The organism is Streptomyces sp. NPDC127084 (genome assembly GCF_042724175.1).
In the GTDB taxonomy this organism is placed as follows: Bacteria; Actinomycetota; Actinomycetes; order Streptomycetales; family Streptomycetaceae; genus Streptomyces.
Genome location: NZ_JBHXFA010000206.1, coordinates 1 through 9465 on the forward strand (window position 1 = coordinate 1; position 9465 = coordinate 9465).

13 protein-coding genes are annotated in these 9465 nt (G+C 71.1%); 9 read left to right on the forward strand and 4 right to left on the reverse strand.

Going from position 1 to position 9465, the window contains the following annotated elements:
• On the reverse strand, positions 1-485 hold a 485-nt coding region (locus tag ACFWI9_RS30665; RefSeq protein WP_387167448.1), incomplete at its 3' end, for an ATP-binding cassette domain-containing protein.
• A 182-nt stretch (positions 486-667) separates the two neighbouring features.
• Positions 668-1897: a threonine ammonia-lyase gene (gene ilvA, locus ACFWI9_RS30670; protein ID WP_387167451.1), complete on the reverse strand. Its 1230-nt coding sequence runs from the start codon at positions 1895-1897 to the stop codon at positions 668-670.
• Between the two features lie 248 nt (positions 1898-2145).
• On the opposite strand from ilvA, the gene ACFWI9_RS30675 reads away from it, so the two are divergent.
• The 4 genes from ACFWI9_RS30675 to ACFWI9_RS30690 all read left to right on the forward strand — a co-directional run bounded on the left by ACFWI9_RS30675 (position 2146) and on the right by ACFWI9_RS30690 (position 3916).
• Positions 2146-2670 (forward strand): MarR family winged helix-turn-helix transcriptional regulator, encoded by a 525-nt coding sequence (locus tag ACFWI9_RS30675; protein ID WP_387167454.1) that lies wholly within the window; start codon positions 2146-2148, stop codon positions 2668-2670.
• 102 nt (positions 2671-2772) lie between these two features.
• Complete coding sequence (locus ACFWI9_RS30680; protein ID WP_387167457.1) at positions 2773-3333, forward strand: sigma factor-like helix-turn-helix DNA-binding protein; 561 nt, start codon at positions 2773-2775, stop codon at positions 3331-3333.
• A complete protein-coding gene (locus ACFWI9_RS30685) occupies positions 3330-3620 on the forward strand; it encodes a hypothetical protein (RefSeq protein ID WP_387167459.1) in 291 nt (96 codons plus the stop codon). The genes ACFWI9_RS30680 and ACFWI9_RS30685 overlap by 4 nt, the downstream gene beginning before the upstream one ends.
• Positions 3621-3724: 104 nt before the next feature.
• A complete protein-coding gene (locus tag ACFWI9_RS30690) occupies positions 3725-3916 on the forward strand; it encodes a DUF1059 domain-containing protein (RefSeq protein WP_387167462.1) in 192 nt (63 codons plus the stop codon).
• A gap of 171 nt (positions 3917-4087) precedes the next feature.
• Here the strand turns inward: ACFWI9_RS30690 and ACFWI9_RS30695 are convergent, their stop codons facing one another.
• Complete coding sequence (locus ACFWI9_RS30695) at positions 4088-5263, reverse strand: cystathionine gamma-synthase (protein WP_387167465.1); 1176 nt, start codon at positions 5261-5263, stop codon at positions 4088-4090.
• Between the two features lie 60 nt (positions 5264-5323).
• On the opposite strand from ACFWI9_RS30695, the gene ACFWI9_RS30700 reads away from it, so the two are divergent.
• The 5 genes from ACFWI9_RS30700 to ACFWI9_RS30720 all read left to right on the forward strand — a co-directional run bounded on the left by ACFWI9_RS30700 (position 5324) and on the right by ACFWI9_RS30720 (position 9006).
• Complete coding sequence (locus tag ACFWI9_RS30700) at positions 5324-6430, forward strand: hypothetical protein (protein ID WP_387167468.1); 1107 nt, start codon at positions 5324-5326, stop codon at positions 6428-6430.
• Between the two features lie 318 nt (positions 6431-6748).
• A complete protein-coding gene (gene msrA, locus ACFWI9_RS30705; protein WP_387167470.1) occupies positions 6749-7414 on the forward strand; it encodes a peptide-methionine (S)-S-oxide reductase MsrA in 666 nt (221 codons plus the stop codon).
• Between the two features lie 115 nt (positions 7415-7529).
• Positions 7530-7883, forward strand: coding sequence for a DUF6247 family protein (locus tag ACFWI9_RS30710; RefSeq protein WP_387167481.1), 354 nt, complete (start codon positions 7530-7532; stop codon positions 7881-7883).
• A gap of 105 nt (positions 7884-7988) precedes the next feature.
• Positions 7989-8159, forward strand: a complete 171-nt coding sequence (locus tag ACFWI9_RS30715; RefSeq protein ID WP_387167472.1) for a hypothetical protein — start codon at positions 7989-7991, stop codon at positions 8157-8159.
• Positions 8160-8208: 49 nt separating this feature from the next.
• The gene (locus ACFWI9_RS30720) at positions 8209-9006 is read left to right on the forward strand and encodes an MBL fold metallo-hydrolase (protein WP_387167475.1); all 798 of its coding nucleotides are present in this window, start codon (positions 8209-8211) and stop codon (positions 9004-9006) included.
• Between the two features lie 13 nt (positions 9007-9019).
• Here ACFWI9_RS30720 and ACFWI9_RS30725 read toward each other — a convergent pair whose 3' ends face one another.
• Positions 9020-9388 (reverse strand): DUF1330 domain-containing protein, encoded by a 369-nt coding sequence (locus ACFWI9_RS30725; protein ID WP_387167478.1) that lies wholly within the window; start codon positions 9386-9388, stop codon positions 9020-9022.
• Positions 9389-9465: the final 77 nt, after the last annotated feature.

Here is a 9465-nt window from a genome sequence, read left to right on the forward strand (position 1 = left end):
GGCTCGTCCATGAACATCACGGGCGGCCGTACGACGAGAGCCGCGGCGAGGTCGAGGCGGCGGCGCATACCGCCCGAGTACGTCTTGGCGACGCGCTGCCCGGCGTCGGCGAGGTTGAAGCGCTCGAGCAGTTCGCCTGCCCGCTTCCGGGCGGCGTTCGCGCTCATCTGGTAGAGCCGCCCGACCATTTCGAGGTTCTCACGGCCGGTCAGATACTCGTCGACCGCGGCGAACTGGCCGGACAACCCGATCGAGCGGCGGACTTCGTTGGGATGTTTGAGAACGTCGATCCCCGCGACGACCGCCCTGCCGCTGTCCGGCTGGAGGAGGGTGGTCAGCACGCGCACGGCGGTGGTCTTGCCGGCGCCGTTCGGCCCGAGCATTCCGAGGACCGTGCCCTCGGGGACATCGAGGTCGACACCGTCCAGAGCTTTGACGTCACCGAAGGTCTTCACCAGGCCTTCGGCGTATATGGCACCTGGCATATGGATTCTCCCCGTATGCGGAGTGGAGGCGACCCGGGAGCCCGCGCTGATCGCGCAAGCCTAAGCCCGTACGGCGATTCACGCAGGGAAATTCTCCGCGATGTCGGCGACAGTAACGCGATACATCGCGACCCACAAGACTCCGCCCGGCGGCGCCCCCGCTCCGGTGCCTCAGCCCACTCTCAGCTCATCACGCGGTAGCCCCCGTCACGCAGGGCTCGTTCCACCTCCGCGCAGTGCTCGCGTCCCTTTGTCTCCAACTGGAGTTCGACCTCGACCTCTGTCAGACCGAGGCGCGGATCGGTACGGACATGAGCCACGTCCAGGACGTTCGCGTCCAGTGTGGACAGCACGCTCAGCAGCGTCGCCAGCGCGCCCGGCCGGTCGGCCAACCGCAGCCGGAGCGACAGATAGCGGCCCGCCGCCGCCATTCCGTGACGCAGGATGCGCTGCATCAGCAGGGGGTCGACGTTGCCACCCGACAGCACCGCCACCACCGGGCCGTGCACGGAGCGCGGCTCGCTCAGCAGCGCCGCCACCGTGCTCACGCCGGCCGGTTCGACCACCAGCTTGGCCCGCTCCAGGCACAGCAGCAGCGCCGAGGACAGCGCGCCCTCCGAAACCGTGCGCACCTCGTCGACCAGTTCCTCGACAATCGCGAACGGCACCTCTCCCGGGCAGCCCACCTTGATGCCGTCCGCCATGGTGGCGGGCGCCTCGATCGCCACCGGACGGCCCGCCTCCAGCGACGGCGGATACGCCGCCGCGCCCTCGGCCTGCACACCGATGATCCGCACATCGGGGCGCAGCGCCTTCACCGCGACCGCGATGCCAGCCGCCAGACCGCCCCCGCCCATGCCGACGATGATCGTCCGCACCTCGGGGCACTGTTCAAGGATCTCCAGGCCCACCGTGCCCTGCCCCGCGATGATGTCGGGATGGTCGAAGGGGTGAATGAACACGGCACCCGTGTCCCGCGCGTAGTCACGCGCCGCGGCGAGGCTCTCGTCCACGACCTGTCCGCGCAGCCGCACGTCAGCGCCGTACTCACGCGTCGCGGCCACCTTCGGCAGCGGAGCGCCCACCGGCATGAAGACGGTGGAACGCACCCCGAGCAGTGCGGAGGCCAGGGCCACGCCCTGCGCGTGGTTTCCGGCGGACGCCGCGACGACCCCGGCCGCGCGCTCCTCCGGGCGCAGCCCTGAGATCCGCACGTACGCGCCGCGCAGTTTGAACGATCCGGTCCGCTGGAGGTTCTCGCACTTGAGATGGACAGGAGCGCCGACCAGGTCGGACAGATACCGGCTGCCCTCCATGGGGGTCAGCTTGGCCACGCCGGAGAGCATCTTCTGGGCCCCCCTGACGTCATCGAGGATGAGGGGGTGAGCGGGGCCTGCCACATGGAAGCTCATGACTGCCAGTCTCGCAGCCGACAGGCCTTCCGGACGGCCCGATCACACACTTGTCCGCAGGGTCCAGCGGGACTCCCGGCGGGAGTCCGGCGCGCTTCCCGGCAGGATCGCGGCGCGGTCCCCGTGGGACGACAGCGGGGCTCAAGCGGGATTCCACGGGTTTCCGCAGGGCCGGTACGCTCCCGCCCTCGTCCGCGTACTCTGTCCCCCACCAACCGACCGCCGCCGCACGAGAGAGCCCCGCAGCCATGCCCACATCCCAGGACATGACGCCTGATCTCAACCCCGGTCTCCTCGATGCCCTCCAGCACCAGGTGGCCGTCTTCGCACGCCGCGCGGAGCAGACCCGGCTCGGCGGAGTGGGCCAGGCCCGCAACTCGATGGACCGGGCCGCGTATCTGCTGCTCAACCGGCTCGACCAGGAAGGACCGATGGGCGTCAAGGCGCTCGCCGCCGGGATGGGCATCGACTCGTCGACCGTGACCCGGCAGGTCGCTCCCCTGGTCGACACCGGACTGGTCAAGCGCACCTCGCACCCCGAGGACGGGCGTGCGGTCGTACTCCAGTTGTCACCGCGCGGCCACGCCCGGCTGGAGGAGGTCCGCTCCTCACGGCGCGAGCTGATGGCGCAGGTGACGGACGACTGGACGGAGGAGGAGCGGGATGCGTTCTGCGTGCTGCTCACCCGCTTCAACTCCGCCCTGTCCGCCCGGCAGGCGGGCGGACCGGTCGTGGAAGCGGAAGGACAGCCGGCCTCCGCCGCCTCCTCCTGAACGCCGCCCCGTAAACGCCGCCTCCTCCTGAGCGCCGCGTCCTGCTGAACGCCGCCTGTCCAAACCCTTGACCAGAGGCGCCGACTGGCCTGATATGAGCACATGCGTCAGCGGCGGCAGGACCCGCTTTCCGCCTCCGCCCATACGTACGGGCGGAGGCAGGCCCATGCCCGCACCACCTCCGGCGCCGGGGACTTCGACGTCTTCGTCGCGGGCGCGGCCAGGCGGCTGCTGCACGCCGCGACCCTGCTGACCTGCGAGCGGCCCCCGCACAACCCGGAGGCACAGCGGCTGCTGGTCGCCGCACTCGCCCACACCTACGCGGACTGGGACCGGCTGCGCGGCGAGGATCCGTACGACCGGACCCGCGCCGCGCTCGTCGCCCGCTTCGCCCGCTCGGCGTGGCGCCACCACTGCGGCGGTGGCCATGGCCCGACGGCCCTGCTAAGCCCCCAAGAGCGGCTGGTCGTGGTGCTCCGGATCTACGAGGGCGTGGCCGAGGAGCAGACCGCGGCGCTGCTCGGGATCCCGATGGAGCGGGCACGGGCGATCTGCGCACGCGCGGTCTCCGTGCTCCGCCACCCCGGCACACGGCCACGCGGAGCCCGTTCGTGGTTCTGCCCCCGGGCGCGTCCGCCGTTCCGGGCGGCGAGTGCCTCATGAATGCCTCGCACGGTCCGTACGTCTCGTACGGTGACGCCGGCGGGTCCGGGCGCAAGGAGGAGGAGGTCCGACGGCTACTGGACACTCCGCCCGCGCCGCTGCCCGCCGACCTCGCGCCCCGCGCGACCGTACTGGGCACCCGGCTGCTGCACCGCCGGCGCGCCCTGCGCCGGGTCGGCTGGGCCGTGCTGCTGGTCGCCGCGGTGGCCTTCACCGTCTGGGCGGCGGTGGTCGAGCCCTGGAGTGTGCCGCCCGCCGCGACGACCCCGGAGATCGACGGCTGGTAAGGGCTGACCGGCGCACCGGGCCGGGAGTCGCGAGGCAGGCGGGATCTGCCGGAACCGGCCTAGGGTGGAAGAAGCGGCGTACCACCTCAGTCCAGGAGGTCGTCATGACCAGGAAAGTCGTCGACTGCCGCAGATTCCCCAGTGAGACGAACTGCAGCCTCACCATCTCCGGTGAGGAGGAGGAAGTCCTCCGGGCCGCCGGTGAGCACGCGGCCTCGGTCCACGGCCACGAGAACACACCGGAGTTGCGCGAGCAGATCCGGGGCATGCTGGAGGACGAGAAGGTCAGCGCCTGACGTCCGTTCGGCATCCGGCACAACGGTTCCCACGTTCCGGCCACGTCCCGGCGTGCCTGGTACGGCACGGTGCGGCGGTAGGACGTCCAGGGGCGCCCTACCGCCGCGCCCTGTCACAGGGCGGGTGGCCGCGTCACGGTGCTGTCAGCCTGCGGTCCGCGGCCGGAACCGTCAGCCGAGGGCCTGCTCAAGGTCCGCCAGCAGGTCGTCCACCGACTCGATGCCGACCGACAGCCGCACCAGATCGGCCGGCACCTCCAGCAGTGAGCCCGCCACCGACGCGTGCGTCATCCGGCCGGGGTGCTCGATCAGCGACTCAACACCGCCCAGGGACTCACCCAGCGTGAACAGCTTCGCGCGGTTGCAGACCTCGACGGCCGCCTCCTCGCCGCCGGCGACCTGGAAGGACACCATTCCGCCGAAGTCCTTCATCTGCTTCGCGGCGATCTCGTGGCCCGGGTGCTCGGCAAGACCCGGGTAGAACACCCGCGTTACCTTGGCGTGCTGGGTCAGCATCTCGGCGATCCGCTTCGCGTTCTGGCTGTGCCGGTCCATCCGGACCGCCAGGGTCTTGATGCCGCGCAGCACGATCCAGGAGTCGAACGGACCGGCTACCGCGCCCATCGCGTTCTGGTGGTACGCCAGTTCCTCGCCGAGCGCCTCGTCGGCGGTGACCAGTGCGCCGCCGACAACGTCGGAGTGCCCGCCCATGTACTTCGTCAGCGAGTGGACGACCACGTCCGCGCCGAGCGCGAGCGGCTGCTGGAGGTAAGGGCTGGCGAAGGTGTTGTCCACGACCAGCTTCGCGCCCGCGGCGCGGGCGATGCCCGCGATGTGCGCGATGTCGGTGATCCCCAGCAGCGGGTTCGACGGGGTCTCCACCCAGATCAGCTTCGTACGGTCGGTGAGGGCGTCACGGACCGCCGCCGGGTCGGAGGTGTCGGCGACCGAGAACTCGACGCCCCATCGCTGGACGACCTTGGCGAACAGGCGGAAGGTGCCACCGTAGGCGTCGTTGGGGATGACCACGTGGTCACCGGGCACCAGCAGCGCACGCAGCAGGCAGTCCTCGGCGGCAAGACCGGAGGCGAAGGCGAGACCGCGCCGGCCGCCCTCCAGCGCCGCGAGGTTCTCCTCCAGCGCGGTACGGGTCGGGTTGGCGCTGCGGCTGTACTCGTAGCCGCCGCGGAGTCCGCCGACACCGTCCTGCTTGTAGGTGGACACCTGGTAGATGGGGGGCACGACCGCGCCGGTCAGCGGGTCGGCGGTGTTGCCCGCGTGGATGGCGAGGGTCTCGAAACTGCGCTCGTGGCCGGACTCGGAATCGCTGCTGAAATGGTCACTCATAGCTCACGAGCGTAGTCCCGGTGCGCGGGCTTCCCCACGCGGTCCGGGACAATGGGCGGTATGGAGATTCTCTGGTTCCTGATCGCGGTGCTCATGCTGCTCGCGGTCGTTGGTCCGTTCCTGCTGCGCCGTCGGGGCGGCATCCGCCAGGTGGCCCCCGGCGCCCCGGACGCCGCGGACCCCGCCGCGTACGGCTTCGTACGGCAGGAGCAGCTGGATCTGCGGCTACCGGGGCCCGACCAGGACCTCCTGGACGTACTCGAGGTCGTCCAGCGCACCCAGGACTGGCGTGCCGCGTCGCAGCTGCTCGCCGGCACACCGAAGGAAGGTGAGCTGCGCTGGCAGCGCGTCCAGGCGTTCGCGGGCGCGGCCTCGCTGGAGCTGCGGCAGCAGCCTGGCACCGGGGGCGCCTGGCTGCGCGCCTGGCGCTCCGAGTCGCCGAAGGACGCCGGCGGCGCGGCGGTGCACGCCGAGTTCCTGGTGCAGCAGGCATGGCGGTCTTCCGGCGGCGCGGGCAGCGACGACTTCCGGATCATCCTGGAGGAGGCCCGTACGGTCTGCGGTGAGGCGGCGCTCCTGGCGCCCGGCGATCCCGTGCCGTACGTCATCGAACTGGCCGCCGCCCGTGGCCTCGGCTACCCACACGAGCAGTTCGACCAGTTGTGGGCGAAGGTGATCGACCGAGCGCCCGCGCACATGGGCGCGCATCTCGCGGCGCTGCACTACTTGTGCGAGAAGTGGCACGGCTCCCGCGAGGAGGCCGACCACTTCGCGACCACGGCGGCCGCCCGGGCACCGCGGGGCTCGCTGCTGGCCGCGCTGCCGCTGTTCGCGGTGTACGAGCATCTTCCCGAGGTGAATCTGGTCTCCGGCTTCTATCAGAGCGCCGTCGTGACGAAGGCCGTGGAGGGCGCGCTGCACGCCGTGCACTCGGCGGACGAAGACGACCCGGTGCTGCCGCAGGTGCGGCACCTGCTGGTGCTGTTCCTGGTGCGCATGGAGCGCTGGGCCGAGGCGATGCGGCAGCTGGTGCACGTGGACGGGCACGTCGGGGCGCTGCCGTGGACGCAGGAGGCGGATCCTGCGGCGGTGTACACGGTGTACCGGGCGCTGGCGGTGGCCGGGTACGAGGCGAACGGTGGCAGTCCGGCGACGCTGCCGCACTGACCCGAGTCACCCCGCCGCCCGGGGTGCGGGGTGCGGGGTGCCACGGTCTTCCGCACCACGTGGTGCCCCGTTGCGCGGGGCGCGGGGTATCGCGGTGTACCCCACCCCGTTCGGTGGGCCGGTGTGTCCGGCCTCCAACTCCCCCAGACTTCGTCCGGGGGGACATGCCGGGCTGGGTGGTCGGGGTTGCCCGTCGCCGTGAGCGCGTCGTTGGGGCCGCTCCGGGGCACCACCGGGGCGGAGCCCCGTGACAGCCGAGGAATGCCGTGGAGGGGCCGGACGTTCCCCGTACGGACCCCACACACCGAGGAGCCCAGCATGTTCCTGTCCCGCCGCGTCCCCGAGCTGCCCACCCCCGAGCAGGCCCTCCGCGGGCGCGAAACCCCCGCCTTCCACGTCCCGTCCCGCCACACGGTCCTGGGCAACCCCCTCCTCGGCCCTTACCCGGAGGGGCTGGAGACCGCGGACTTCGGTCTGGGCTGCTTCTGGGGCGCGGAGCGCAAGTTCTGGCAGGTCCCGGGGGTGTACACCACGCTGGTCGGCTACCAGGGCGGATACACCGAGAACCCCACGTACGAGGAGGTCTGCTCGGGCCGAACCGGGCACACGGAGGCGGTCCGGGTGGTCTTCGACCCGTCCGTCGTCTCGTACGAGCAACTGCTGAAGGTGTTCTGGGAGGCCCACGACCCGACCCAGGGCTTCCGCCAGGGCAACGACGTCGGCACCCAGTACCGCTCGGCGATCTACACCCACTCCCCCGCCCAGGCAGCCACCGCCGAGGCCTCCCGCGCCGCCTACCAGCAGGTCCTGACCGGCTCCGGCTACGGCACGATCAGCACGGAGCTGCTCCCCGCGGAGGGCCGGACCTTCTATCCGGCCGAGGGGTACCACCAGCAGTACCTGGACAAGAACCCGGCCGGGTACTGCGGGATCGGCGGCACCGGGGTCTCCTGCCCGGTCGGCGTGGCGAGGGCCGATGGCTGACGGGCAAGCGGGCGGTAAGAGGTAGCGGCTTCTCCCTCACTCCTGCGAGTGAGGGAGAAGTCTTTGGCCGGATACGCTGACACGCGGGATCAGAATCTCGCCCATGAGAGCAGCCATGACCACCCCCGATGCCGGGCAGCCGCTTATCCCCCAGCCCGCTGCCACCGTCGCGGCGCTGCGGCAGGCCATCCGGCAGATCGCGCCTGCGTCGCTACCTGCTTTCACCCGGGAACTGGATTCGGCAGCCGACCAGTCCCGACAGGGCTCTGACCTGTCACCACTCCAGCGGTTTATCGCGCAATGGGCCGTCTTCGTTCACATCCAGCGCCATCCTCTGTTGGCGGCGGACTTCCGCCGCTGGGAAGACGCCGCCGAGTCAGGCGACGCCGTCCAGGCGCGGAAAGCGGCCTCCGGGATCGGTCGGATCCTGGACGAGGCCCACGCCGCTGTCGGGCTTCCGACACGGTGACAGTGAACCGGGACTGGCGTTGGGCGTCCGACCCTGACCACGAGCACATGGCGGGCGGCGTCCCCACTCAGGTGGTGGCGGAAGTGGAACGCCTGGCCGGGCAGCTTGTCGAATCTCGCCAGCACCGGCGTTGATGCCAGCGACCTCGGCAACGGCCCGCGACCCGGCGGACTGCGCCGCATGGATGCCGCCGGCGGCTGGTTCTACTTCCTGGTCGCACCGCGCGAGCCCCTGCTCGTCGTCGTACGCATCGTGCCGCCCTTCGACTCGCTGTAGCGAACACGCCGCGGGTGCGCGCCTATCAGCAGGGGCAGACGATGGAAACATGCACATTCACAAGGTGCGGCCGGACATCACCCTGCTGAGTGACAGCCTGGAGGTGCCGGGGATCGGCTATCTCCCGGTCAACGCCTATGTGCTCTTCGCCGCTGAGCCGGTGGTCGTGGACACCGGGCTCGGGCTGGCGAACCGGGACTTCCCGGAGACGCTGGCGAGTGTCATGGATCCGGCGGATGTGCGGTGGATCTGGCTGACGAACCCGGATCGCGATCACACCGGGGGGCTTTTCGCACTGCTGGCGGCAGCGCCACAGGCGCGGGTGGTGTGTACGTTCGGGACGGCGGGGCTGCTCGGCTGCGAGCGGCCGATTCCGGTGAACCGGCTGTACTTGCTCAACCCGGGGCAGACGCTGGAGGTGGGCGATCGTACGCTCACCGGCTTCCGGCCGCCGCTCTACCACAATCCGACCACCGTCGGATTCTTCGATGACCACTCCGGTGCCTGCTTCAGCTCCCACTGCTTCGCCGGGCCGCTGCCCACCGTGGAGCTCGCCGAGGCGGGCGACGTGAGCGAGGTGGACCCGGAGGATGTGGAGGCCGCGCAGCTGCTGTGGGCCACCATCGACAGTCCCTGGGTGCAGCTTGTCGACCCGGAGAAGTTCGCGGCTGCTTTCCAGCCGATCCGGGACCGGGATCCCCGGCTGATCCTTTCCGCCCATCTGCCCCCGGCGACGGGGGTCACCGGCGAGATGGTCGACGCCCTGTGCGGGGTGGCGGGGGCGGCGCCGTGGAACGCGCCGGACCAGGCGGCGATGGAATTCCTGCTGAGCCGGTTCGACTCCTGAGGGTTACTGACGGCTACGACTGGGCGGCCCGCATCGCGGCCGCCGTCTCCGCCGCGTCGTAGCCCGGCGGGACACCCTCGATCAGCATCGCGTCGCCCGGTATGTGCCGGGTCCGCAGCGCGATGAGCTCCTGGTACGCAGCCGATTCGTACCACGCTCGGGCGGCGTCCATCGACGGGAAGCCGATGAGGACCAGCGCGGACGGCCACTCCCCTTCCCGTACGTCGCGCTCCGGCGCGCCGTGCACGAGGAACCGGCCGCCGAAGGGATCGAGGGTGGCCTGGATGCGCTCGATGTAGGTGAGGACCTCCTCATCGAGGCGGGCCGGGGGGCGCAGGTTGGCGATGGCGTAGGCAGGGCACGCGTTCACTGTCGTCGTCATGGCCCGATCGTGCCCCGGGCCTCCCCGCGGGGGGGGGGGTGCAGACCCGGGAAGCAGACCCCCCCGGGCGGCGGCCC

Excerpts from the sequence above, each read along its gene's own strand:
- msrA (WP_387167470.1), top strand. The coding sequence starts at position 6,749 with ATGTTCCTGTCCCGCCGCGTCCCCGAGCTGCCCACCCCCGAGCAGGCC.
- ACFWI9_RS30685 (WP_387167459.1), top strand. The coding sequence starts at position 3,330 with ATGAATGCCTCGCACGGTCCGTACGTCTCGTACGGTGACGCCGGCGGG.
- ACFWI9_RS30700 (WP_387167468.1), top strand. The coding sequence starts at position 5,324 with ATGGAGATTCTCTGGTTCCTGATCGCGGTGCTCATGCTGCTCGCGGTC.
- ACFWI9_RS30710 (WP_387167481.1), top strand. The coding sequence starts at position 7,530 with ATGACCACCCCCGATGCCGGGCAGCCGCTTATCCCCCAGCCCGCTGCC.
- ACFWI9_RS30680 (WP_387167457.1), top strand. The coding sequence starts at position 2,773 with ATGCGTCAGCGGCGGCAGGACCCGCTTTCCGCCTCCGCCCATACGTAC.
- ilvA (WP_387167451.1), bottom strand. The coding sequence starts at position 1,897 with ATGAGCTTCCATGTGGCAGGCCCCGCTCACCCCCTCATCCTCGATGAC.
- ACFWI9_RS30695 (WP_387167465.1), bottom strand. The coding sequence starts at position 5,263 with ATGAGTGACCATTTCAGCAGCGATTCCGAGTCCGGCCACGAGCGCAGT.
- ACFWI9_RS30725 (WP_387167478.1), bottom strand. The coding sequence starts at position 9,388 with ATGACGACGACAGTGAACGCGTGCCCTGCCTACGCCATCGCCAACCTG.
- ACFWI9_RS30675 (WP_387167454.1), top strand. The coding sequence starts at position 2,146 with ATGCCCACATCCCAGGACATGACGCCTGATCTCAACCCCGGTCTCCTC.
- ACFWI9_RS30690 (WP_387167462.1), top strand. The coding sequence starts at position 3,725 with ATGACCAGGAAAGTCGTCGACTGCCGCAGATTCCCCAGTGAGACGAAC.
- ACFWI9_RS30720 (WP_387167475.1), top strand. The coding sequence starts at position 8,209 with ATGCACATTCACAAGGTGCGGCCGGACATCACCCTGCTGAGTGACAGC.